The organism is Streptomyces mashuensis (assembly GCF_014654785.1).
GTDB lineage: Bacteria > Actinomycetota > Actinomycetes > Streptomycetales > Streptomycetaceae > Streptomyces > Streptomyces mashuensis.
Genome location: NZ_BNBD01000004.1, coordinates 102,571 through 126,515 on the forward strand (window position 1 = coordinate 102,571; position 23,945 = coordinate 126,515).

At 74.4% G+C, this 23,945-nt stretch carries 20 protein-coding genes and 1 tRNA gene; 16 read left to right on the forward strand and 5 right to left on the reverse strand.

Features of this window, described 5'->3' with window-relative positions; translation table 11 throughout:
• The first annotated feature begins 7 nt into the window (after positions 1 to 7).
• The 4 genes from IE305_RS12220 to IE305_RS12235 are packed head-to-tail and all read left to right on the forward strand — an operon-like array spanning position 8 to position 4,473.
• Positions 8 to 922, forward strand: a complete 915-nt coding sequence (locus IE305_RS12220; protein WP_190129572.1) for a bifunctional DNA primase/polymerase — start codon at positions 8 to 10, stop codon at positions 920 to 922.
• Complete coding sequence (locus tag IE305_RS12225; protein WP_229890861.1) at positions 919 to 2,805, forward strand: AICE element replication initiation protein; 1,887 nt, start codon at positions 919 to 921, stop codon at positions 2,803 to 2,805. Before IE305_RS12220 ends, IE305_RS12225 begins: the two co-directional genes overlap by 4 nt.
• A 4-nt stretch (positions 2,806 to 2,809) precedes the next feature.
• Positions 2,810 to 3,010 carry a helix-turn-helix transcriptional regulator gene (locus IE305_RS12230; protein ID WP_190129573.1) on the forward strand — a complete coding sequence of 67 codons (201 nt, stop codon included), beginning with the start codon at positions 2,810 to 2,812 and terminating at the stop codon, positions 3,008 to 3,010.
• Positions 3,004 to 4,473 carry a tyrosine-type recombinase/integrase gene (locus IE305_RS12235; RefSeq protein WP_229890863.1) on the forward strand — a complete coding sequence of 490 codons (1,470 nt, stop codon included), beginning with the start codon at positions 3,004 to 3,006 and terminating at the stop codon, positions 4,471 to 4,473. The genes IE305_RS12230 and IE305_RS12235 overlap by 7 nt, the downstream gene beginning before the upstream one ends.
• Positions 4,474 to 4,545: 72 nt before the next feature.
• Here the strand turns inward: IE305_RS12235 and IE305_RS12240 are convergent.
• Both IE305_RS12240 and IE305_RS12245 read right to left on the reverse strand, forming a co-directional pair.
• Positions 4,546 to 4,632: transfer RNA gene (locus IE305_RS12240), tRNA-Ser, on the reverse strand.
• Positions 4,633 to 4,692: 60 nt separating this feature from the next.
• Positions 4,693 to 6,174 (reverse strand): S1C family serine protease, encoded by a 1,482-nt coding sequence (locus tag IE305_RS12245; RefSeq protein WP_229890865.1) that lies wholly within the window; start codon positions 6,172 to 6,174, stop codon positions 4,693 to 4,695.
• A gap of 207 nt (positions 6,175 to 6,381) precedes the next feature.
• Between IE305_RS12245 and IE305_RS12250 the strand changes: the two genes are divergently transcribed.
• The 3 genes from IE305_RS12250 (at position 6,382) to IE305_RS12260 (ending at position 9,296) form a co-directional block, all read left to right on the forward strand.
• Positions 6,382 to 7,233, forward strand: coding sequence for a glycerophosphodiester phosphodiesterase (locus IE305_RS12250; protein ID WP_229890867.1), 852 nt, complete (start codon positions 6,382 to 6,384; stop codon positions 7,231 to 7,233).
• 187 nt (positions 7,234 to 7,420) lie between these two features.
• Positions 7,421 to 8,071: an ATP-binding protein gene (locus IE305_RS12255; protein WP_229890938.1), complete on the forward strand. Its 651-nt coding sequence runs from the start codon at positions 7,421 to 7,423 to the stop codon at positions 8,069 to 8,071.
• A 256-nt stretch (positions 8,072 to 8,327) separates the two neighbouring features.
• Complete coding sequence (locus tag IE305_RS12260; protein WP_190129576.1) at positions 8,328 to 9,296, forward strand: DUF5926 family protein; 969 nt, start codon at positions 8,328 to 8,330, stop codon at positions 9,294 to 9,296.
• A gap of 665 nt (positions 9,297 to 9,961) precedes the next feature.
• Here the strand turns inward: IE305_RS12260 and IE305_RS12265 are convergent.
• Positions 9,962 to 10,684, reverse strand: a complete 723-nt coding sequence (locus IE305_RS12265; protein WP_229890869.1) for a hypothetical protein — start codon at positions 10,682 to 10,684, stop codon at positions 9,962 to 9,964.
• Between the two features lie 416 nt (positions 10,685 to 11,100).
• Positions 11,101 to 11,982 (reverse strand): bifunctional DNA primase/polymerase, encoded by an 882-nt coding sequence (locus tag IE305_RS12270; RefSeq protein WP_229890871.1) that lies wholly within the window; start codon positions 11,980 to 11,982, stop codon positions 11,101 to 11,103.
• A 778-nt stretch (positions 11,983 to 12,760) separates the two neighbouring features.
• On the opposite strand from IE305_RS12270, the gene IE305_RS12275 reads away from it, so the two are divergent.
• A complete protein-coding gene (locus IE305_RS12275; protein WP_190129577.1) occupies positions 12,761 to 14,263 on the forward strand; it encodes a PP2C family protein-serine/threonine phosphatase in 1,503 nt (500 codons plus the stop codon).
• Positions 14,264 to 14,364: 101 nt separating this feature from the next.
• Positions 14,365 to 15,855, forward strand: coding sequence for an aminopeptidase P family protein (locus IE305_RS12280; RefSeq protein ID WP_373311597.1), 1,491 nt, complete (start codon positions 14,365 to 14,367; stop codon positions 15,853 to 15,855).
• Between the two features lie 15 nt (positions 15,856 to 15,870).
• On the opposite strand, the gene IE305_RS12285 is transcribed toward IE305_RS12280, so the two are convergent.
• Complete coding sequence (locus IE305_RS12285) at positions 15,871 to 16,392, reverse strand: ATP-binding protein (protein ID WP_190129578.1); 522 nt, start codon at positions 16,390 to 16,392, stop codon at positions 15,871 to 15,873.
• Positions 16,393 to 16,596: 204 nt separating this feature from the next.
• On the opposite strand from IE305_RS12285, the gene IE305_RS12290 reads away from it, so the two are divergent.
• From IE305_RS12290 to pheA, 7 genes are all read left to right on the forward strand, one after another.
• Entirely contained in the window at positions 16,597 to 17,379 is a 783-nt protein-coding gene (locus IE305_RS12290) for a hypothetical protein (RefSeq protein WP_190129579.1), read from the forward strand.
• A gap of 109 nt (positions 17,380 to 17,488) precedes the next feature.
• The gene (locus IE305_RS12295; RefSeq protein WP_190129580.1) at positions 17,489 to 18,250 is read left to right on the forward strand and encodes a YcnI family copper-binding membrane protein; all 762 of its coding nucleotides are present in this window, start codon (positions 17,489 to 17,491) and stop codon (positions 18,248 to 18,250) included.
• Between the two features lie 81 nt (positions 18,251 to 18,331).
• Positions 18,332 to 18,997, forward strand: coding sequence for an SCO family protein (locus IE305_RS12300; protein ID WP_190129581.1), 666 nt, complete (start codon positions 18,332 to 18,334; stop codon positions 18,995 to 18,997).
• Positions 18,994 to 19,488 (forward strand): copper chaperone PCu(A)C, encoded by a 495-nt coding sequence (locus IE305_RS12305; protein ID WP_229890873.1) that lies wholly within the window; start codon positions 18,994 to 18,996, stop codon positions 19,486 to 19,488. The genes IE305_RS12300 and IE305_RS12305 overlap by 4 nt, the downstream gene beginning before the upstream one ends.
• Positions 19,485 to 21,371: a copper resistance protein CopC gene (locus IE305_RS12310; RefSeq protein WP_190129582.1), complete on the forward strand. Its 1,887-nt coding sequence runs from the start codon at positions 19,485 to 19,487 to the stop codon at positions 21,369 to 21,371. Before IE305_RS12305 ends, IE305_RS12310 begins: the two co-directional genes overlap by 4 nt.
• Positions 21,371 to 22,660 (forward strand): iron uptake transporter deferrochelatase/peroxidase subunit, encoded by a 1,290-nt coding sequence (efeB, locus tag IE305_RS12315; protein ID WP_190129583.1) that lies wholly within the window; start codon positions 21,371 to 21,373, stop codon positions 22,658 to 22,660. Before IE305_RS12310 ends, efeB begins: the two co-directional genes overlap by 1 nt.
• Before the next feature lie 92 nt (positions 22,661 to 22,752).
• The gene (gene pheA, locus IE305_RS12320) at positions 22,753 to 23,703 is read left to right on the forward strand and encodes a prephenate dehydratase (RefSeq protein WP_190129865.1); all 951 of its coding nucleotides are present in this window, start codon (positions 22,753 to 22,755) and stop codon (positions 23,701 to 23,703) included.
• Positions 23,704 to 23,945 lie beyond the last annotated feature (242 nt).

A 23,945-nucleotide genomic window follows, 5' to 3' on the forward strand; every position in this document is an offset into this window, starting at 1 on the left:
CACTCCCATGCACCCGACAGCACCGGACCACTCCTCCAGCGCTCACGCCCAGGCCCTGCGGAGCGCCCTCACTGCCACCACACACGGCCTGGCCGTCATCCCCCTGTCCCGGACCAAGCTCCCCGCCGTCCGCTCACCGCACCGAGACGAACCCAAGCCCCAGCCGTGCCGGGGCGAGTGCGGCCACCTCGGCCACGGCGTGCACGACGCCACCACCGACCCGGACGCCGTCCGAGCCCTGTTCGAGGCGGCGCCCTGGGCCACCGGCTACGGCATCGCCTGTGGCCGGCCGCCGCACCACCTCGTCGGCGTCGACCTCGACGTGAAGCACGGCCAGGACGGCCCCGCCGCCCTCGCGGGCCTGGCGCGCCTGCACGGCTTCGAGATCCCGGACACGGTCACGGTGCTGACTCCCAGCGGCGGGCAACACCGCTGGTTCTCCAGCCCCGCCGACGCCCGCATCCCGAACTCCGTGGGCAGGATCGCCCCCGGCATCGACATCCGCGGCCCTGGCGGCTACCTCGTCGGCCCCGGCTCCCTGACCACGGCCGGCCGCTACGCCCTGGCCGCCGACTCGCCGGGCCTGCCCGCCGCGCCCGTACCCGAGCAGCTGCTACACCTGGTCCTTCCCCCGACGCCGCGTCCCCTGAGCCGACCGGGCCGTACGGCCGGGACGTCCGGCCGTACGGCAACGGGCCTGATCCGGTTCGTCCTGGACGCGACTCCCGCGGGCAAGGACGGCACCGGCCGCAACGATCGCTTGTACTGGGCCGCCTGCCGCGCGTACGAGACCGGCGGCCCGGACGCCGACGGCATCGCCGCCGCGCTCGTGGACGCCGCCGTCCACGTCGGCCTGCCCGAACGAGAAGCCCTGGCCACCGTCGCCTCCGCCGCCCGCCGCACCCGCCGGAGCAGCAGGTGACCAGCGAGCACGACCGCACCGCCAGCACGGACGACCTGGCCCGCCGCCTTCTGCAGGACCACGGCGTCGACCCCGACAAGAAAGGCCCGTCCCAGGCATCGCAACTCGCCGCCCTGGCACGCGAGCGCTACGAGCTGTTCATGTCCGACGACGGCCGCCCCTACGGCATCACCGTCGACGGCCCCAACATCGCCCTGCCCCTCCGCGGGAAGGCCGGCCTGCGCTCGCAGCTCGCCCGCATCTTCGCCGACACCAACGACGGCACCGTCCCCTCCCAATCGGCTCTCGCCGACGCCATGACCGTCCTGGAAGGAGTCGCCGCCATGGCCGAGCCCCGCACACCCCACTTACGCGTCGCCCGGCACGACGACCGCATCATCGTCGACCTGGGCACCACCGACGGCCGCTGCATCGCCATCGGCCCCGACGGCTGGCAGCGCCTGCCCGCGTCCCCCGTCGTCTTCCGCCGTTCCGGCGCCATGAAGCCGCTCCCCGAACCCGTCCGGGACGGCGACGGCCTGGCCCAGCTCCGGGGGCTGCTCAACACCACCGACGACGGCTTCCGCCTCCTGGCCGCCTGGCTCGTCGCCGCGTTCATCCCCGACCTGCCCCACCCGATCCTCGCCTTCCGCGGCGAGCAGGGCACCGGCAAGTCCAAGGGCGCCCAGATGGTCATCGGCATCATCGACCCCTCCGGCGCCCCGAAGCGCACCGCGCCGCGCGACCTGAAGTCGTGGGCCGTTCAGGCGTTCAACTCCTGGGGCATCTGCCTGGACAACGTCTCGATCATCCCCGCCTGGCTCTCCGACGCCCTGTGCCGCGCGGTCACCGGCGACGGCATCGTCGACCGGGCCCTCTACACCGACGACGACGTCGTGGTCCTGGAGTTCCGGCGCGTCCTGGCGATGACCACCATCGACGCCGGAGCCTTGGCCGGCGACCTGGCCGAACGGCTGCTGACCATCGAGCTGCAGCTCATCCCCGACCACAAGCGCCGCGAAGAGGCCGAACTCGACCGGGCGTACGCCGACGCCCACCCGGCCATCCTCGCCAGCCTCTTCGACCTCCTCGCCCAGGTCCTCAAGGCCCTGCCGGACGTCCAGCTCACCGAACGCCCCCGCATGGCCGACTTCGCCCGCGTCCTGGCCGCCGTCGACCACGTCACCGGCTGGAACACCCTCGACTCCTACCGGGCCACGGCGGCCGACGCGGTCGCCGACGTCCTCGACGGCGAACCGTTCGCCCAGGCCGTCGTCGACCTGGTCCGCGCCGCCGGCCCGGAGGGCATCACCGTCACGGCCGCCCAGCTGCTCGAATCGGTCACCACGCCGGAGAAGCTCCCGAAGAAGTGGCCGAAGGACCCGACCCGCGCTGCCGGCCACCTCAAGCGCCTTGCGCCGGCCCTGCGCACCGTAGGGATCAACGTCGACGACTCCAAGCGCCAGTCGAACGGCAACCGCTCTCGCCTCTACTGCCTCACATCGGCAGAGAACACCTGCAACACAGCACCCGGAGCGCCCGCAGCACCCGAAACCCACACTGACCAGCAAGAACGTGCGGGCGCTGGCTCAGGCCCTAGCACCCGCACGAGCACCCGCAGCACCCGCGAGCACCCCACTCCCGCCACCACGCCGGGCGCTGCGGGTGCTGCACCGGGCGCTGCGCCGTCCACAGCACCCGCAAGGCACACCCCTCCCGACCTGGGCGAACACCCCTCACCGGGTGCTGCGGGCGCTCCGGGCGCTGAAATGCAGCACCTCTCGGATGCCACCACCCCCGAACCCCGCCTGTGCACCGTCTGCGCCACCCCGCTCGCCGACCTCCTGATCGCCACCGGCGAGACCACGCACCCGTGCTGCGACCCGACCACCGGAGAGGAGTAGGCCCATGTCCAGCCCCCGCCGCGAACCTCACCTCAAGCTCGCCGACGTCCTGGAGGAGCTGGGCATGTCCCGCGCCGCTTTCTATCGCATGCGTGCCCGCGGGAAGGCCCCGAAGTGCATCAGGCTTCCCAACGGTCACCTGCGCTTCCGCCGGACCGACGTTGACCAGTGGCTCACCGGGCACGAAGAGGGGCCGGTTTGCTGACTTACGACGTCGAGTTCTGGAGCATCCGTGAGCGGAAAGGGCGCCGGAAGCCATTCGAACTCCGATGGCGGACAGCCACCAAGTCGCACTCCAAGAGCTACCTCACCTTCGAACAGGCCGACGGCCGACGAGCCGAGCTGCTGACCGCTCTGCGCAAGCGCCAACCGTTCGACATCGAGACCGGCCTGCCTGAGTCCGAGCTGATCGACGTCCAGATGCCGAGCTGGTACCAGCACGCGTGCGCGTACGCCCTGATGAAGTGGCCGAAGAGTTCGGCCAAGCACCGCGCCGGCATCGCCGAGTCGCTGTGCATCGTCACGCCGGTACTGGTCTCCTCCGACCGCGGTGCGCCTGCCGCGGCGCTGGCCCGGAAGGCGCTCCGGGACTGGGCGTTCCGCATGGTGCGGAACGAGCAGGGCAAGCTTCTCGCCCGGAAGGACGCGGAGACCCCTCCCGAGGAGGTCACCGCAACGCTGGCCTGGTTCACCCGGAACTCGCTCAAGGTGGACGAGGCCATGAGGCCCCGCAATCTCCGCCCCGCCCTGGACGCCTTGTCCGTGAAACTCGACGGCACAACGGCGGCGGACAACACGATCAGGCGTCGGCACAGCGTGCTCAGCAACGCCGTGCGGTACGCAATCGAACGGGAGCTGCTCACGGTCAACCCCCTGTCGAAAATCGACTGGGAGCCGCCCAAGACCGACGACGAGGTCGACTTCCGCTACGTACCCGACCAGCAGCTCTCACAGGAACTGATCGAAGCGGTGGGGCGCCTCGGACCGCGCGGCGAACACCTCAAGGTCTTTTTCGCCAGCATCTACTACGCCCTCACGCGGCCGGGCGAGGCAGCAGCTCTGAAGGACACGGACTTCTACCTGCCCGATGAGCTGGAAGACGGCACGCAGCCATGGGGTGAGGTTCTCGTCTCCGAAAGTCATGCCGAAGTCGGTTCCGGCTGGACCGACGGCGGCAAGACGCACGACGAGCGCGGCCTGAAGCACAGGGCCCGGAACTCGGTCCGGTCGTCACCCATCCCGCCGGTGTTTGTGCGCATGGTGCGCGAACACATCAGGGGTCACGGCACCGCACCGGACGGCCGTCTTTTCTGGGCGGTGGGGGGCGGCCGGGTGACCTCCAACGAGTACTGCGGGCTCTGGAGCGACGCCCGGGAAATGGTCCTGGCGCCAGAAGACGCGGATACACCTCTCGCGGAGGTCCCGTACTCACTGCGCCACGCCGGAATCTCATTCCTGATCATGGCGGGCGCGAACCCTGTCGAGGTTGCCCGGCGTGCCGGGCACAGCGTGGCGGTGCTGTACCGCTTCTACGCGAAGATCCTCCGCGGCGCCCAGCAGGTCACCAATGCCCTCGTCGACCGCGCACTCGCGGAAGCCGGCGGACCACCCGGCCCGCCGCTGGCCCGCACGCCCTGGTCAACACCGGGATTCAGTGAGCCGGACTGAGACAGATCCAAAGCGGGAAGGGGTGCCGGAACCACCGGACACCCCTTCTGAACAGCGCCTTCGCTGCGTGGGCGGAGGCTGAGGGATTTGAACCCTCGGTGACATCGCTGCCACGACGGTTTTCAAGACCGTTCCCTTAGGCCGCTCGGGCAAGCCTCCCCGCGTCGCCTCGTCGGCGGCGCGGGGACAGACTACCGGGTGGGCGGGGCGGTGTGGCGGTCAGTTGTCGCCCCGGCGTTCGCCCAGGACGATGTCCGTCGTCGTCTGCTTGCCGTCGCGGGTGTAGGTGAGCGTGACCTTGTCGCCGGGGCGGTGCGTCCAGATCTCGCTGATCAGGGTCGGGCCGCTGTCGATCAGGGTGTCGTCCAGCTTCGTGATCACGTCGCCCGGCTTCAGGCCGGCCTTGTCGGCCGGGCCGCCCGCGGTCACCGACGGAGCGCCGTTGGTGCCCGACGGGGCGATCACCGCGCCGTTCGCCGCGTCCTTCATGTTCACCACCGCCCCGATCACCGGGTAGATGGGCGTACGGTCCCGGATCAGCTGCTCCGCGACCCGCTTCGCCTGGTTGATCGGGATGGCGAAGCCCAGGCCGATGCTGCCCGCCTGGCCCTGGCCGCCGAAGCCGCCGCCGTTGCCCGCCGACTGGATCGCCGAGTTCACGCCGATCACCGCGCCCTGCGCGTTCAGCAGCGGGCCGCCCGAGTTGCCCGGGTTGATCGACGCGTCCGTCTGCAGCGCGCTCATGTACGACGCCTGCCCGCCGCCGCCCCCGTCGCTGGACGCGACCGGCCGCTTCTTCGCGCTGACGATGCCCGTCGTGACCGTCCCCGACAGGCCGAACGGCGCGCCGATCGCGACCGTCGCGTCGCCCACCGCCACCTTGCCGGAGTCGCCCAGCGGCAGCGGGTTCAGCTTCGCCCCCGCCGGGTCGCGCAGCTTGATCACCGCCACGTCGTAGCCCTGTGCCCGGCCCACCACCTCGGCCGCGTACTGCTTGCCGTCGGAGAACGTCACCGACAGCTTGCCGCTCTCCGCCGCCGACGCCACCACGTGGTTGTTGGTGAGGATGTGGCCCTGCTTGTCGTACACGAAGCCCGTGCCCGTGCCGCCCTCGCCGTTGCCGCTCTGCGCCTCGATCGTCACCACGCTCGGCAGCGCCTTGTTGGCGATGTCGGCGACCGAGCCGGGCACCCGGCTCTCCGTCTTCGGGTCGGCCGACGACGAGATCGTCGTCGAGCTCTCGCCGCTGCGCTCCGCGGCCCAGTAGCCCACGCCACCGCCCACACCGCCCGCGATCAGCGCCGCGGCGACCACCGCCGCCACCAGTCCGCCCACGCCCTTGCGGCGCGGCGGCGGCGCCATGGGCGGCACGCCCCACGGTCCCCCGCCCGCGTACGGCGGCACGCCGCCGGCGCCCCCACCGGTGGCGGCCGGCGGGGCGCCGTACCAGCCGGGGTTGGGGGGCTGGGGGCCTGCCGGCTGGGCCGGGGGCTGCTGTGCCTGGTGCTGCGCCGGGTCCTGCGGCGGTACGTTCCCGGCCTGCCCCGCGGTGTCCGCGGGGGTCTGCGCGGGTGCCTTGTCCAGCGACGGGCCCACCGCCGGTGCCTCCGGCGGGACCGGCGGCACCTGGGGAGACGTCGGAGACTCCGTCCGCGGCCCTGCCGCGGACGGAACGGCGGCGCCCTCGTTCTCGGTGCTCACAGTTGTCTCCTCAATCAGGTACACGTCATTCAGGTGGTCGCGGCGGGATCCGGCCACGGCCGCGGCACTCTGCCGCCAGCCTTTCCCATGCCGCGTCAGACCGCCGTAAGCGGAGCCTGTGTCTGCCGGGGTTCCCGGGACAAACCCTGAAGACCCCGAAGAAAAGGCCCCATGCGCGATTGTGCCAGCCGGTGGCACCATAACGCGGTGACCTACGCGCACCCGGCCGGGGACTTCCGCCCCGGACGTCACCACCTCGACGTCGTCGCCCACCGCGGCGCCTCCGAGGACGCCCCGGAGCACACCCTCGCCGCGTACCGGAAGGCGATCGAGGACGGGGCCGACGCGCTGGAGTGCGATGTGCGGCTCACCGCCGACGGACACCTGGTCTGCGTGCACGACCGGCGCGTGAACCGCACCTCCAACGGCCGCGGCGCCGTCTCCACGCTCGAGCTGGCCGACCTCGCCGCCCTCGACTTCGGCTCGTGGAAGGCACCGGCGGACGAGGCCGAGGCGCCCGACCGCGACCCGGACCGCGGCGCCCCCGACCACGACCGCACCTCCGTGCTCACCCTCGAACGGCTCCTGGAGCTCGTCTCCGACTCCGGCCGCCGCGTGGAACTCGCCATCGAGACCAAGCACCCCACCCGCTGGGCGGGCCGCGTCGAGGAACGGCTGCTCGTCCTCCTCCGCCGCTTCGGCCTCGCCGACCCGCCACCCGACGAGCCCTCGCCCGTACGGGTGATGAGCTTCTCGGCACGTTCGCTGCACCGGGTGCGGGCCGCGGCACCGGACCTGCCCACCGTGTACCTGATGCAGTTCCTCGGCCCGCGGTACCGCGACGGCCGGCTGCCGCCGGGCGTCGGCATCGCCGGGCCCGGCATCCGCGTCGTCCGCAACCACCCCGACTACGTCGCCCGCGCCCACCGGGCCGGGAACCGGGTGCACGTCTGGACCGTGAACGAACCCGAGGACGTCGAACTGTGCGTCCGGCTCGGCGTCGACGCGATCATCACCAACCGCCCCAGGGCCGTCCTCACGCAACTCGGGCGCCGATGAGACCGTGCACATGACAGGGCGTACACCGGCGCGTTCGGTACGTATTCGACCGGCGTGAGTGCCCCACCGCGTCGGGGTTGGCCGGTTTCCGGTCCAGGCCATTGGGGCATCCATCCCCTGACGTGGGGCAAAGGAGGTCTCGGGGGTGGCGTTGGTGGTGGCACAGGAGGTGCCCACGTCGTCGATCATGGCCGTACCCCATGGTCCCGCCGGTGTGGGTGAGGCAAGACACCGGATGCGCGAGGATCTGCGCACCAGCGGGGTACCGGACGCCGTCATCGACGACGCCGTTCTGATCCTTTCCGAGCTGCTCAGCAACGCCTACCGGCACGGGCGCCCGCTGAGCCGGGAGAGCGGCAACGGCAGCGGCAGCAGCAGCGGTAGTAACGGCAGCGGTGGCAGCAGCGACGGTGACGGCTACGGGTTCCGCGCCGCCTGGCGCGTGGACGAGCGCGGTCGGCTCACCGTCGAGGTCACCGACGGCGGCGGGCCCACCCGCCCCTTTCCGGCCACGCCCTCGGTCACCGCGCGTGGCGGCCGCGGACTGAACATCATCAGCGCGCTCTCCCAGGACTGGGGCGTACGGGACGGCTCCGGCGAGGTCACCGTGTGGGCCGCGCTCTGCGCGCACACCGGATTCGCTACGCGCGTCGATTCCGCGCCCCCCACCCGCGCCGGCGCCCGCCCGGGCCGCCACCGGCCGACCGCACCGTCACCCGCCGTCCACGACCTGGACGAGCTGGACGACCTGGACGAACTGGACGGCCTGAGCACCTTCCATGGCCTCCCGGGCGTCCCGGGCCTCCGGGAGCTGCGGGACCTCGACGAGCCCGCCTGACCGGTACGGGCCACCGAGCACACCGGCCGTACCGGCGTACGGCAGCCGGTCGTACCGGCGTACGGCGCCACGGCAGCGGCACCACGGCGGCACCCCGCCCGCCGCGCCGTTCACTCCCCCGCCCCGTCCCGCGTACTCCCTCCCGCGCAGCCCACGCGTCCCCGCCGCGCGGTGCCCGCGGGTGCCGCGGTGGCGGGCGCTAGGCTCGCGCCACGAACGAGCCGACCGAGCCGACCGAGCGGGAGACACGCACACCATGGCCAAGAAGCGCCGCCCCCAGACCAAGGCCGCCACGCCGCAGCCCGGCGACGCGCCGATCCCCGTCGTCGGCGCCCGGGAGCCCTGCCCCTGCGGGTCGGGCCGGCGCTACAAGGCCTGCCACGGCCGCGCCGCCTCGCACGCCTCCGTCGAGCTGGTGCAGCGCCCGTTCGAGGGGCTGCCCGGCGAGGCCGACTGGGTCGCGCTGCGCGAGCTCGTGCCCGCCGCCACCGTCGAGCTGCACCTGAAGGACGGGCTGCCCGAGGGCGTTCCCTCCGTCACCCTCGCCACCGTGCTGCCGATGGCCTGGCCCGCGCTGCGCCGCGACAGCGGCGCCGTGCTGCTCGGCCTGCAGAACGACACCCCCACCGGCGACCTCAGCCGCGATCTCGCCGACACGCTGCGCCGCGCCCTGACCGCCGAGCCGGGCACGCCGGTGACCGCCGGCCGGGCGGAAGCGGACGGTCCGCGTCTCCAGGACCTGCTCGACCCGGCCGGGCCCTTCGCGCCGGTGGTGCACACCGGCTTCGAGTTCTGGGTGGAGAACGCCGAGAACGCGGGCGCCGAGGTCGCCGCGTCGCTGGAGCGCGCCAACGCCGCCGCCATCCCGACCGTCCGGCTGTCGGGTGTCGACGCCGCGTACTGGTGCGAGACGCCGGAGAAGAACCACCTGCGCTGGGTGATGACGCACCCGGAGGAGCAGCTCCTCGACGCGCTCGCCCGGCTGCACGTCGCCGGCGCGTCCTCGCTCGGCGAGGGCACGCGCCTCGTCGGGTCGTTCCGCGCGCACGGGCTGACCGTCCCGGTGTGGGACCTGCCGAGCGGCATGACCGCCGAGGACGTGGAGAAGCCGGCGGCGGCCTTCGCCGAGCGGCTCACGGGGGCGCTCGCGGACTCCGCGCCGCTGTCGGCGGAGGAGCGGCGGGCGCGCAGCGGCCTCACCAGCCGCCAGGTGACCCTGAATTGATCCGGTCAAGAGCCGGTCAAGCGTTCAACTGATCACCCGCTGATCGTTCAACCGGCCGGCCGGGGAACCGGCCACATGACCGGCCGGCCGGCCCGTCGGCCACGTCGGGTGATCGCGCCGTGCGGTGTCCGGGCGGGAGGGCCGGAGGTATTCGGCCACCCACCCGGGCCGCTTCTCCCTTCCGAAGGCGGACGGAAAGGGCGGCCGCGGGACGCCCACCGGGTAAACCCCGGGTCAAAGCGCGTGACTCCTGTCACAACTCCCGCCGCAGGCGAGGAAATCGGCGTCCGGAAATCCACGATCGAATTTGCGAACCGCCGATCTCTTGTTACCTTTTTAGGAGCCCGGTCGCTGGTGCATCCCCCGTCGCCAGCGACCGGGCGCTTCCATGTCCGGGGACGGCAGCCGCCCTTGCAGGGCCCCCGACCGGGCAACCAGGAACCCCCTCCCGTACGCGCCCCGCGGCTCTCCGCGGCTCCCTACGGCTCTCCGCGTTTCCCCACGGCTCCCTGACCGCGGGCCTGCCCGCGCCCACGCCCCCGGGCGCGCCCTCCGGCGCCCGTACGCACCGTGCGCCGGCGCCATGCCGGCCCGCGCCCGGCCACCCGGACAGGGCCGGCGCCGGTCGCTGGCGGTCGCCGGCGGGGCCGGTCAGCGGCTCGCGATCAACCCTCGTCCGGGCCCGTCGAGTTGCTTCCCGACCGGAGGAGCAGCTTCCCTTCCGCCGAGCCGACCTCCGAGACCGCCGTATACGCGCCATGTCCGTGCGCGGTCCGTTCCCGGGGGGTCTCGCACATGTCCGGATCATCGGTTGCGGCCATCGGGCAGTGCACCTGCATCGTGTGCCCGTCGGGCGCCATCACCGTGAGCACGCCGGTCAGCGGCGTGCCCGTGGCGTTGCGGTAGTAGAGCCGGCCCCACGTGTCGGGGCCCTGCTCCATGACGCAGGTCTGGGCCTCGACGCCCTCGGGCGCGGAGAGTTCGGGTCCGCAGCGGGCCGCGCTCCGCAACCGGTCGCCGGCGGCGCCCCGGCCGCCGTCGGCCGGGGCGGCACCGGGGGACGGCGCGGGCGGGGCCGAGGGGTCGGCGAGGCCGTCGGGGGAGCCGTCGAGGCCGAGCAGGTCGGACGACGTACCGGGGGCGCCCCCGGTGGCCGGGCGGCTCGCGCCCGTACGTCCGCGCCCTGCACCGGACTTCACGCCGGACTTCACGCCGGAGCCCGCACCCGAGCCCGCGCCGGGCTTCACGCCCTCGCGCCCCGGGGCCCCCTCATGGCCCGCCTGGCCCGCCGCGCCGGCCGAGGCCGCGGCCAGCGGCAGGGCCACGGCCAGGACGACCGCGCCCGCGAGGACGGCCATCCGGAGATGCGCGCCGCGCGGTTCCGGCACACCCGGCACACCCGGAGCACCGAACTGTTCCGGCGGAACGCCGGGCTCGGCGCCGGGCACACGGGACGGACACGCCAACGGACGCTCCATGGGGACCACCTGCCATCACACTGCCATCACCCCGCGGCAGCCTGCTGGAGCCTGTTCGCGGAACGGAACGGTCGCACACCGGATGGCCGTGCCGATCACGGGGGCGGCGCCCGTACGCACGCGGGTGCCGCCGGGCCGACGGCGCTCCGTGAAGAAGGGCGCCCGGCACAGCCTTGCCCCGAACATAGGGCCAAGAGCGCCCTGTTCACGCACCCGCGCGCCCGTTTCCTGGGGTTTCCGCTCCGGCTTGCACCCGTACGAGTGAGGGCGCGTATGTCTCCCGTCCGTACGCGCCCTCACGGGGCCGGCCCACCGGCCGCCGGCCGTCAGTACGCCAGCCGGCTGCCGCCGCCTCCCGGGCTGCCCGCCCGTACGGCCTGCTCGACCAGCACGTCCACGATCGTGGTGACGTCCGGCAGCCAGGGCTGCGGCAGCCGGCCGGAGTCGCCGGAGGCCCGGGAAGGCCCCTCGCTCCCCCCGGAGCGGCGGCCCAGCCCCGTGCGCGTGAGCCACCCGGTGCGGTCAACGCCCGGCCGCGCGCCCGCGCTTGCGCCCTCGTTCCCGTCCGTCCCCGCGCCCGTGTCCTGCCCGGCCGCCGGCGCCCCCGCGGCGCCCGCAGCCTCCGCCGGGTCCACCAGCTGCGGCGCGCGCTCCCAGCGCACGCGACCCGCGCCGGTCGGCGACGGCGGAAGCACCGTGTAGCCGCCCTCGCCGTGGAAGCGCAGCGACTCCGGCACCCAGTCCTGACGGTGCAGCAGCTCGCCGAGGACCTCCAGCGAGTACGGGGCCACCAGCAGCGTCCAGCGGCTGGGCGTGGCCACCACGGGGCCGAGCCGTACGCCCGCGCGGTCGAACGCGGCCAGTGCGCGGGCGCCCGCGACCGCCGGGAGGCTCACGGCGCACGGCGCGCGCCCGCCCGTGGCCAGCACGATGGGCGCCTCCGGCCGGTTGGTCCACCACCAGCGGACCATCCGGGCGTCCGTGGTGGCCGCCAGCAGGCCCGGGTCGAAGGGGTGGGCGCCCGGCACCACGCACCCGGGGTCCGGGCACGCGCACTCGTGCACCCGGCCCGTGCCGGGCCGCAGCCCCACGCCCGGGAGGACGGGCCACCGCCACTCGGTGGCGTAGGTCAGGGCCGCCGTCTGGACCGCCGACCGGCCGGCCCGGCGGAGGGAGATCTTGCGTCGCCTTCCGGGGATCTCGCGCATGAGCGCTCGTCCTTTCCGTGAACGCCGAAGGTGGGCCCCTGCCCTCGGCAGGGGCCGCGTCGCGCCCGGAGGCGCGCCGCGTTTCGCATGACTCGCAAAGAACTGGGCGTAGTCCCCGGCTCGGCCGGGACCTACGGGACCTACATGGCACTACGGGCACTGATGGGCGCGGTACTCAACGCGCCGTGGTCCCCCGGGCCGGCAGCACATCACATGGATCGGAGATCGCTGCGCGTAGGACGCAGCGCATCACGTCGCGGGCCGAGCGTGAAACCTGGCGGGGGGTGGCGCGTGCATGGCGCTTCGTGCTGAGCCGGTGCGCCCCTCGCCCGCGGCATGGGTCGCCCCACGCCGCAGCGGGACAGGCGTGGCCGCTGACCGATAAGACGCTCGGGCCCGCCCCCGGGTTGCGGGGCGGCCCCAACTGCCGTCGCCCGTCCTAGGAGTACGTACCCACCGCGGTGGATGTGACGCGTTGTTGGAGCGACGCCAGTCGACCTCAAAAGAAGGGCCACGGCACTATTTTCCGGCCAACTTGAAAACCTCACCAGACACCACCAATCCCACTGGTCCAATGCTGGACATCCCCTGACCCGGGCGTGTACATGTGGAGCACCGCCGGTGCGCGACACGACAGGGGGTTTGCGGTGCCGATGAGCGGAGAACCCGAGCTTCCCATGCTGAGCGGCCGGTCCGGCCGCCCCGCCGCCCTGCGGCGCGGCCCCGGCCGGCCGGGCCCCCAGCGCGCCCCCGCCGGGCCCGCACGAGGCAGCCGGCCATGACCGCGCCGCACCTGCCGAAAGTGGCCGGAATCAATCCACCGGTCCCCGCGCCCGCGCACACTTCGGCCCCCGCGGTGCCCACTCCCGCCTCCCCCGCGCCCGGCCCGGCCGCCGCCGTCCTGGTCCAGGACCGCCTGGCCGGCCTCGTCTCCGACCTGACCACGCTCCAGGAACTCACCGACCGGCTCGCCCGCACCGGCACGCTCGACGACGCACTGCGCGAACTGCTCCGCGCCGGGGCCTCCCTGGTGGGCGCCGGGCGCGGCCTCGTCACCCTCCGGCCCGCCGGCGGCACCGGCGGCCACCCCATGACCGTCGGCCTGGGCCTGGGCCGCGCCGACCTCGGCCACCTGGAGACCCTCCCGGCGGACCGCGGCCCCGCCACCGGCACCGGCACCGGAGCCGAGGACGACCCCACCGCCGACGACATCGCCGCCGTGCCGGCGTCCCCCTACCCCGGCCTCCTCGACGACCTGCCGCCCGAGGGCGACCGCACCGGCACGGCCCACCCCGACATCCCCGCCGAGGACGGCCGCGACCCGCGCCACCGCGCGGTGGCCGAGCGCCTCGGCTACGCCGCCAGCTACGCGGTGCCGCTGGAGTCGGCGCCCGGCCCCGGCCGTACGGGCGGCGCCGCCGGCCGTATCGGCGCCGCCGTCTGGCTGTACGACGAGCCGGCCGAGCCCACCGAGCGCCAGCGCCACCTCACCGGCCTGTACTGCGGCTACGCCACCGAGCACCTGGCCCGGTTGCTGGAGCTGACCGACGCCCGGCGCACCGTCGCCGCCCTGCACGAGGAACTGCTGGTGGGCCGGCTGCCGCGGGTGCCGGGCGTCCGGCTGGCCGTGCGCCACCGCCGCGGGCCGCGCGGCGGCGGCGCCTGGTACGACGCGCTGCCGCTGCCCGAAGGGGCGCTGGGCCTGGCCATCGGCGGCATCACCGGTTCCGGCCCGGCCGCCGTCGCGGCCACCGGGCGGCTGCGGGCGGCCCTGCGCGCGTACGCCGTGATGGAGGGCGAGGACCCGGTGGCCGTCCTGTCCGACCTGGAGCTGCTGCTGCGGCTGACCGAGCCGGCGCGCGCCGCGACCGCCCTCTTCGCGCACTGCCGCCCCGCCGAGCGCAAGGTCGTCGTGGCGGGGGCGGGCCACTGCTCGCCGCTGATCGTCGGGCCGGGCCGCGCCGCGTACGTGGAGACCTCGCTCTCCGCGCCGCTGGGCATGCTGGCCTGCTGGGAGGCGCCCAGTGTGGAGATCCGGCCCGCGCCCGGCGAAACGCTCCTCTTCTACAGCGACGGACTGCTGCACCGCGCCGGCGACTCGATGGACCGGGCCTTCGCCCGGCTGCACCGGGCCGCGGCGAGCGTGCCCCGCACCGCCCGGCACGACCCCGGGGCCGTCGCCGACCACGTGCTGCGCACGGTGCTGCCCGTGGAGGACGGCGAGGAGCCCGGCACGGCGGACGGCGAGGACGTGATCGTCCTGGCCGCGTACTTCGAGTAGCGCTTCGAGCAGGGCATCGAGCAGGGCTTCACGCAGGGCTTCGAGCAGGAGATTCCGGCCTATCGGTCAAAGCCTTCTCGGGCGTCTTTCCCGCACATACGATGGAAGACGGCCCCGTCCGAGGAGGAATTGCAGTGACCGAGCAGCCCGCGCCCGAGAACCCCGAAGGCGACGAGCCGATCAAGCAGCGGAAGAACGGCCTGTACCCCGCCGTCTCCGACGAGCTCGCCGAGAACATGAAGTCCGGCTGGGCCGACACGGAGCTCCGCGACCTGACGCCGATACCCCAGGCCGGGGAGACCGCGCGGCGCCGCGCCGAGCTGTCCGCGCGCTTCCCCGGCGAGCGGCTCGTGATCCCCGCGGGCAACCTCAAGACCCGCTCGAACGACACCGAGTACTCCTTCCGCGCCTCGACCGAGTACGTGTACCTCACCGGCGACCAGACGCAGGACGGCGTCCTCGTCCTGGAGCCCACGGGCGCCACCGGCCACGAGGCGACCGTCTACCTGCTGCCGCGCTCGAACCGCGAGAACGGCGAGTTCTGGCTGGACGGCCAGGGCGAGCTGTGGGTCGGCCGCCGGCACAGCCTCACCGAGGCCGAGCAGCTGCTGGGCCTGCCCGCCGCGGACGTCCGCACGCTGCCGGACGCGCTGCGCGCGGCCGAGGGCCCGGTCCGCGTGGTGCGCGGCCACGACGCCGGCATCGAGGCGGCCCTGGCCGGCCGGGCGGACGAGCGGGGCGACGAGGAGCTGCGGATCTTCATCAGCGAGCAGCGCCTGGTCAAGGACGCCTTCGAGGTCGGCGAGCTGCAGAAGGCCGTCGACTCCACGGTGCGCGGCTTCGAGGACGTGGTGAAGGTCCTCGACAAGGCCGAGGCGACCAGCGAGCGCTACATCGAGGGCACGTTCTTCCTGCGCGCCCGCGTCGAGGGCAACGACGTCGGCTACGGCTCGATCTGCGCCTCCGGCCCGCACGCCACCACCCTGCACTGGGTGCGCAACGACGGCCCGGTCCGCTCGGGCGACCTGCTCCTCCTCGACGCCGGCGTGGAGACCACCACCCTCTACACCGCCGACGTCACGCGCACGCTGCCCGTCAACGGCACGTACACCGAGCTCCAGCGGAAGATCTACGACGCGGTGTACGAGGCCCAGGAGGCCGGCATCGCGGCGGTCCGCCCCGGCGCCAAGTACCGCGACTTCCACGACGCCGCCCAGCGCGTGCTGGCCGAGCGGCTCGTCGAGTGGGGCCTGCTGGAGGGCCCGGTCGAGCGCGTCCTGGAGCTGGGCCTCCAGCGCCGCTGGACCCTGCACGGCACGGGCCACATGCTCGGCCTCGACGTGCACGACTGCGCGGTGGCCCGCACCGAGACGTACGTGGACGGCGTCCTGGAGCCGGGCATGGTCCTCACCGTCGAGCCGGGCCTGTACTTCCAGGCCGACGACCTGACGGTGCCGGAGGAGTACCGCGGCATCGGCGTCCGCATCGAGGACGACATCCTCGTCACGGAGGACGGCAACCGGAACCTCTCCGCCGCCCTGCCGCGCCGCTCGGCGGACGTCGAGGCGTGGATGGCGTCGCTGCGCGGCTGAGCCGGGAACGGTCCCCTACGACGCCCGCAGCAGGGCCGCCGCCGGGGGGCCGCCGTCGCGCCATTTGAGGATCTTGTCGAAGCGGACCACGGCGCCCTGCCGGCCCGGCCGGTTGTGGACGTGGACGTGGTCCGTGAGCGACGCGATCAAATAGAGACCCCGGCCGTGCTCCTCGTGCACGGCCGGGGTTTTGTCGTAGGGGTGACCTGCGGGGGTTTCCCCGGGGCGGACCCTCGTGGCGCGGGGAGTCGTGGGGCGGCCGCGGACGCGGCGGGGGCGGCCGGCGAAGCCGGGGCCGGAGTCGGTGACCTCGATCCGGCACGTGTCGCCGTCGATCAGGGCGGTGACGCGGTAGCCGGAGGAGGCGTCACCGCCGTGCTCCACGGCGTTGGCACACGCCTCGCTGAGCGCCACCGCGAGGTCGTAGGAGGTCTCGGGATCGACCCCGGCCGTTTCCATGGCCCCGATGAGCAGCCGACGGGCGAGCGGAACGCTCGCGGCCTCGCGCCGCAAGTGGAGTGACCACCAAATGCTCATGCTCAGCCTCCTGGCTGCGGCTCGACATACCGTTACGTATAGCCCTCGTCGGCGTGGCGTAAGCCTGGCGGGCGTGTGAGTCCGCTCATTCGGCCGACGCGCGGTGCGGCCGGGGGCGTGTATGGGGGCGCGGGTGACGCCCGGGGCGCGGGGCCGCCCCCTGCCGCGGTGATCGGCTTCGCGCGGTGGGATGATGGCGCAGCCATGCCTGACCCCGTCGTGCGCGCCGGCGCCGATCTGCGACTGACCCGGGCCGCGGTGTTCGCCGCGGCCTGCGTCCTGCTGTCCGCGGGCGGGCATGTGCTGGCGTCCTGCGCGGGCGTGCCGCCGTGGACGCTCGTGGCCGGATTCCTCGCCGTGTTCGCGGTGGTGGCGCCGGCCTCCGGGCGGGAGCGCCCGCTCGCGGCGATCGCCCCGGCGCTGGCGGTGGGGCAGCTCGCCCTGCACGTCCTCTTCGGCCTGGGGCAGGGCACGGCGGCGGCGTCCGCGGGCCGGGACCGCCATCTGATCGACTTCGCGGCGCAGTTGAACTGCAACCAGCCGCGGCCCGCCTCCACCGCGGAGGCCCGTCAGGTCCTCGCCGACGCCGGGTTCGGGCCGGCCGGGACCGGGGCCCCGGCGCCCGTACCGCCCGCCCCCTCCGGCGGCTCGGGGGCCGTTCTGCCGCACCTTCTGCCGTCGCTGCCCATGCTGCTGGCGCACCTGCTGGCGGCCGTGGTCCTCGGCTGGCTGCTGCGGCGCGGCGAGGCCGCGCTGTGGCGGGCGATACGCCTGTCGGCCCGGTCCGCCCGCGCCCTGGCCACGTGCGCCCTGGTCCGCGCGCTGGGTGCCGTGCTGCTGCTCGTACGGGCGGCCTGTGCGTCCGCCGGCGAGCGGCCCGTGGCGGCGCGGCCGTACGGGGGCGAGGACGCGCGCCCGGCGCGCGAGCCCGAGCTGCGGCACGCCGTGGTCCGCCGCGGCCCGCCGCGCCTGGCCCTCGCGGCCTGACCACGCGACGTACCCGTCCCCCCGGGCAGACCGGTGGGGGTGTGCTCGCGTGCTGTCGCCGCACGCGTGCCACCCCTCATCCGTTCCTCCTGCCTGGAGTGCCGTTCCCATGAACATGTCCCGTACTGCCCGTACTGCCCGTGTCGCCCGTGCCGCCGCCGTCGCCGGCCTCGCCGCCGGCAGCGTCCTGCTGCTGTCGGGCCCCGCCTTCGCGCACGTCAGCGTGCAGCCGGGCACCGCCGAGAAGGGCGGCTACAGCACCATCGCCGTCAAGGTGCCGAACGAGAAGGACAACGCCTCCACCGTGAAGGTCGAGCTGAACCTCGACCCCAAGCACCCGCTCGCCTCCGTCATGCCGCAGGCCGTGCCCGGCTGGGACGTGAAGGTGGAGAAGACCAAGCTGGACAAGCCGCTGCAGATGCACGGCAAGACGATCGAAGAGGCCGTCAGCAAGGTCACCTGGTCCGGCGGGAAGATCGAGCCGGGTCAGTTCCAGCAGTTCCCGCTGTCGGTCGGCCAGCTGCCCACCGACACCGACGAGCTGGTCTTCAAGGCCCTCCAGACGTACTCCGACGACGACGTCGTCCGCTGGATCGACCCGTCGAAGCCGGGCGGCGAGGAGCCCGAGCACCCGGCGCCGGTGCTGAAGCTGGTCGACAAGGGCCAGGCGGGCGCCGGCTCCCACTCCCACGACGCCAAGGACGGCAAGGGCGCCAAGGCCACCGTCGAGACCACCGACGAGAAGGCTGCTGAGAAGAGCGACGACGGCGGTTCCGACACCACCGCCCGTGTCCTCGCCGTCGCCGGCATCGTCGTCGGCGCGGCCGGCGTCGCCTTCGGCGTGCGCGCCCGCCGCCGTCCGTCCGCCTGACGCACCCGGCCCACCGCCCGACGCGTACGGGCGCCCCGCCCCGGCGCCCGTACCGCCCCGAACCACCTGAGAGAGCACCCCATGCGCAAGCGCACCCGCTTCCTCGGCGCGGCCCTGGCCACCGCGGCCGCGCTCACCCTCGCGGCCTGCGGCTCCGGCTCCGGCGACGCCGGGAAGGACAAGCCCGCCGCCGATGTGTCCGCCGAGCCGCAGAAGGCCGGCGCGATCGTCCTGGACGCGCCCAAGCCCAAGCCGGACCTCGTGCTGACCGACACCTCGGAGAAGAAGTACGAGCTGGTCAAGGAGACGAAGGGCCGCCCGGTCCTGCTCTACTTCGGCTACACCTACTGCCCCGACGTGTGCTCCACCGTCGTCGCGGACATCGCCGCCGCCGAGAAGAAGCTGCCGAAGGCCGAGCAGGAGAAGCTCCAGGTCGTCTTCGTCACCACCGACCCCGAGCGCGACACGCCGAAGCGCATGCGCGAGTGGCTCGACGCGCAGGGCGGCCAGGACATCGTCGGCCTGACCGGCGACTTCGACACGATCCAGGCCGCGGCCAAGCCGCTGGGCATCCTCGTCGAGAAGCCGAAGAAGGAGAAGGACGGCTCGGTCACCGTCAGCCACGGCGCCGAGGTCGTGGGCTTCTCGCCGAAGGACGACGGCGGCCACTGGATCTGGACCTCGTCCACCACCTCCGACCAGTACGCCAAGGACCTCCCGAAGGTCGTCCAGGGGGAGAACCCGTGACCCGCGCCAGGAAGCTCAACCGCGGCACGGTGGCCACCGCCGCCGCCCTGCCGGCCGTCCTCGCCGGCGCGCTGCTGCTCGTCAGCGGCTGCGGCACCGGCGGCGACGACAAGCCGAAGCTGTCGGTCAGCGGCGCCTACATGCCGCAGCCCGCCATGGACGACATGGCCGCCGCCTACTTCACCGTGAAGAACGACGGCGGCAAGGCCGACGAGCTCACCAAGGTCACCAGCCCGCTCTCGCCGGACGTCACGCTGCACACCACCGAGGGCTCGCAGATGAAGCACGCCGAGAAGCTCGGCGTGCCCGCCAACGGCGAGCTGACGCTCTCCCGCGGCGGCACGCACCTCATGCTCGGCAAGCTCGGCCACAAGCCGCAGCGCGGCGAGAAGGTCGAGATGACGCTGCACTTCGCGACGTCCGGGCCCATCACGGTGCAGGTGCCGGTGGAGAGCGCCTCCTACCGGCCCGGCGGCGACGCGCAGAAATGACGAGGACCCCGGTCACCGCGCGGCGCGCGGCCGCCCTGCTGGGCACGCTGCTCGCCGCGCTGCTGTGCACGCTCACCCTCGGCGCCGGCACCGCCTCCGCACACGCCGCGCTGGTCTCGACCGACCCCGCCGAGGGCGCGGTCGTGCCGGCCGCGCCCCGCCAGGTGCGGCTGGCGTTCTCCGAGGGCGTGCTGCTCACCGACGCGTCCGTACGAGTCCTCGACCCGCGCGGCGAACGCGTCGACGAGGGCCGGCCGGCGCACGACGGCGGCAAGGCGGAGACGGCCGTCGTCGCACTGCGCGCCGGCATCGCCGACGGCACGTACACGGTCGCCTGGCAGGCCGTGTCCGCCGACAGCCACCCGGTGGCCGGGGCCTTCACCTTCTCCGTCGGCGCCCCGTCGAAGACCACGGTGTCCGTGGCGACCGCCGCCACCCGCACCGACCCGGCCGTCGCCACCTTCTACGGCATCGGCCGCTACGCCGCCTACGCCGGCTTCGTCCTCCTCGTGGGCGGCTGCCTGTTCGCCGCGCTGTGCCACGCCTCGCGGGCCGTGCAGCGGGTCGCGACGGCGGGCTGGGTGACGCTGTTCCTGTCGACGGCGCTGCTGTTGCTGCTGCGCGGCGCGTACACCGGCGGCAAGGGGCTGGGGGCGGTCGCGGACCTGTCCCTCCTCACCGGCGCACTGTCCACCAAGCCGGGCGCGGCACTGCTCTCGCGGCTCGTGCTGCTGAGCGCGGCGGCGGTGTGCGTGGCGGTGCTGTTCGGCACGGCCGGCCAGGACCCGCGCGCCCTGCGGCGCCGTACGGCGGTGACGTACGGGCTCGGGGCGGCCGGCGCGGTCGTCGCGGGCGGCCTGGCCGCCACCTGGGCCATGGCCGAGCACGCCTCGGCGGGCCTCCAGGCGTGGCTGGCGATGCCGGTCGACGGCGCGCACCTGCTGGCCGTCGCGGCGTGGCTGGGCGGGCTCGCCGCCCTGCTGGCGGCGCTGTGGGCGGGCGACGCGGTGCCGCGCGCGGACGTACGGCGCTTTTCGCGGCTGGCGTTCGGCGCGGTGTGCGTCCTGGTGGCGACGGGCGTGTACCAGTCGTGGCGGCAGGTCGGCTCGTGGGACGCGCTGACCGGCACCGCGTACGGGCGGCTGCTGCTGCTCAAGACGGCCCTGGTGGCCGCCATGGTGGGCGCCGCGCTGCTGTCGCGGCGCTGGACGGCACGGCTGACGGACGGAAGACCGGGCCAGGGCGCGGGCGGGGCGGCGCGCGGGGCGAAGGACCCTGTGCGACCGCCGAAGGGCGACGCCGGCCGCGACCCCGTGCGGGCCGCCCAGCTGGCGCGGCAGCGGGCCGCGCTGGCGCGTGCGGCGGGCCGGCGCGAGCGCGACGCCGACACCGCCCGGGCCGGGCTGCGCCGGGCCGTGCTGGCCGAGGCCGCCGTCGCGGTGGTGCTGCTGGCCGTCACGACGCTGCTGACGGGCACCCAGCCGGGCCGCGCCGAGGAGGAGCAGCGCGCCGCCACCGCCGCGGCCGGGGAGCAGCGGTCCGGCCCGCAGAAGGTGCGGATCGCGTACGACACGGGCGGGGCGAACGGCCGCGGCACGGCCGACGTGGCCGTCGACCCGGCCGGCACCGGCGGCAACGCCGTCGAGGTGCGCCTGACCGGCCCGGACGGCCGGCCCGTCGACGTGGCCGAGCTGTCGCTGTCGTTCACCCAGCAGCAGAAGGGCATCGGCCCGCTGAAGACCTCGCTGGAGCGCCGGGGCACGGGAGTGTGGCGGGCGGCCGGCTTCCAGCTGCCGATGGCGGGCGACTGGCGGCTGACGCTGACCGTGCGCACCTCCGACATCGACCAGACCACCGAGACCGGGAACGTGAAGGTCCACTGATGCTGAGAGCGGAGAAGGCCGAGAAGGCCGAGAAGGCGGGGAACGCGGCGGAGGCAGCGCCGGAGGGCGGGGGTGGCCTCTCGCGCCGCCGGCTGCTGGGCACCGCCGGTGCCGCGGGCGCGGCCGGGCTCCTCGTGGGCGGCACGGCGGGCGCGTTCGGTGCCGAGGCCGTGCGGAAGGAGCCCGCGCCGCTGGCCGGCGTGGGCTCGGCGGCGGTGCCGTTCCACGGCGAGCACCAGGCCGGCATCGTGCAGCCGGCGCAGGCGCACGGCCACCTGGCCGCCTTCGACCTGGCGCCGGGCGCCGACCGCAGGGCCGCGGCGGCGCTGCTGCGCCGCTGGTCGGCGACGGCGGCCGAGCTGATGGAGGGCGCGGCGCCGCGCGACGACACCAGCGGGGTCGCGCTGGACGCCGGGCCGTGCTCGCTGACGGTGACGTTCGGCTTCGGGCGGACGTTCTTCGACCGCACGGGCCTGGCGGACCGGCGGCCGGCGGCGCTGGAGCCGCTGCCGGCGTTCACCGCCGACGCGCTCGACCCGCGCCGCAGCGACGGCGACCTGTGGGTGCAGATCGGTGCGGACGACGCGCTGGTCGCGTTCCACGCGCTGCGGCTGCTCCAGAAGCAGGCCGGGGACACGGCCCGGCTGCGCTGGCAGATGAACGGCTTCAACCGCACGCCCGGCGCGGCCGCGCAGCCGAGGACGGGCCGCAATCTGATGGGCCAGATCGACGGCACGAACAACCCGAAGCCGTCGGACCCGGACTTCGCCGAGCGCATCTTCGTGGCGGGCAGCGGGAACGACTGGATGGCGGGCGGCTCGTACGCGGTGGTGCGCCGCATCCGGATGCTGCTGGACAGCTGGGACCACCTGTCGCTGGAGCGGCAGGAACGCGTGATCGGCCGCCGCAAGGCGGACGGCGCGCCGCTGTCCGGCGGTACGGAGACCACGCCGGTCGACCTGAACAAGGTGGGCCCGGACGGGTCGCTGGCCATCCCCGGGGACGCGCACGTACGGGTGGCGGCGCCGGCGTCCAACCGGGGCGCGAAGATGCTGCGGCGCGCCTTCTCGTACCACGACGGCTACCGCGAGGACGGGGCGCCGGACGCGGGGCTGCTGTTCGTGGCGTGGCAGTCGGACCCGATGCAGGGGTTCGTGCCGGTGCAGCGGAAGCTGGACCGGGGCGACGGCCTGTCGCGGTTCCTGAGCCACGAGGCGAGCGGGCTGTACGCGGTGCCGGGCGGCTGCGCGCCGGGCGAGTACGTGGGGCAGCGCCTGCTGGAGGGCTGAGGGCCCGAACCCCCGTGCCGCCGCGCTCGTTATGGTGGGGGACCGTGGGGGCGCCCAGGCCCCGTGGGTCCCCCGGAGGAGCAATCACCGTGATGCCGGCCAGCCGCTACACCTATCTCGGCCCGGAGGGCACCTTCACCGAGGCCGCCCTGCGCACGCTGCCCGAGGCGGCCACGCGCGAGCTCGTGCCGATGGTCTCCGTGCCGGCGGCCCTGGACGCCGTGCGCACCGGCGAGGCCGCGGCAGCGCTGGTGCCGATCGAGAACTCGGTCGAGGGCGGGGTGACGGCCACGCTGGACGAGCTGGCCACCGGCGAGCCGCTGATGATCTACCGGGAGGTCATCCTCCCCATCGCCTTCGCGCTGCTGGTCCGGCCGGGCACGCGGCTGGAGGACGTCAAGACGGTCACCGGCCACCCGGTCGCCCAGCCGCAGGTCCGCAAGTGGCTGGCGGGGCACCTTCCCGACGCGGTGTGGGAGTCGTCGGCGTCGAACGCGGACGGGGCGCGGCTGGTCCGCGAGGGGCGCTACGACGGTGCGTTCGCGGGCGAGTTCGCGGCGGCCACGTACGACCTGGAGCCGCTGGTCACCGACATCCACGACGCCCGGAACGCGGAGACCCGGTTCGTGCTGGCCGGCCGTCCGGCGCGGCCGGCGGCGCGGACCGGCCGGGACCGCACGTCGCTGGTGGTGTGGCTGGGCGACGACCACCCGGGTGCGCTCCTGGAGCTGTTGCAGGAGTTCGCGGTGCGCGGGGTCAACCTGATGCGGATCGAGTCGCGGCCGACGGGCGAGGGCATGGGCCGGTACTGCTTCTCCGTCGACTGCGAGGGCCACATCTCCGACCGGCGGGTGGGCGAGGCCCTGATGGGGCTGAAGCGGACGTTCCCGCGGGTGCGGTTCCTGGGTTCGTACCCGCAGGCGGGGGCCGAGGACGAGGTGGCGCGGCCGCGTCCGGGCGGCGCGGGGCGGCCGGGGACGACGGACGGCGATTTCGCGTCGGCGGCGGAGTGGCTGGCGCGCTGCCAGGACGGGCGGGCCTGAGCCGTCGGCCGGGGCCGGGGGCGCTGTGGGTTACCCACAGAGTTATCCACAGGGCCGTTGCGGCGCTGGGGATAAGTCGACAGAGAGAGGTGTCGAGAAGCCCCAGGAAAGGGGCGAAGTCGACAAATCACCGCCGTGGGCCGCACACTCCGTCCACAGGGCGGCCGTCCGTCACCCCCAGCCGCCATGTCCACCGAAAAGCCTCGAACAACCCTTGAGGGTGAGGGGATACCACCCCAAAG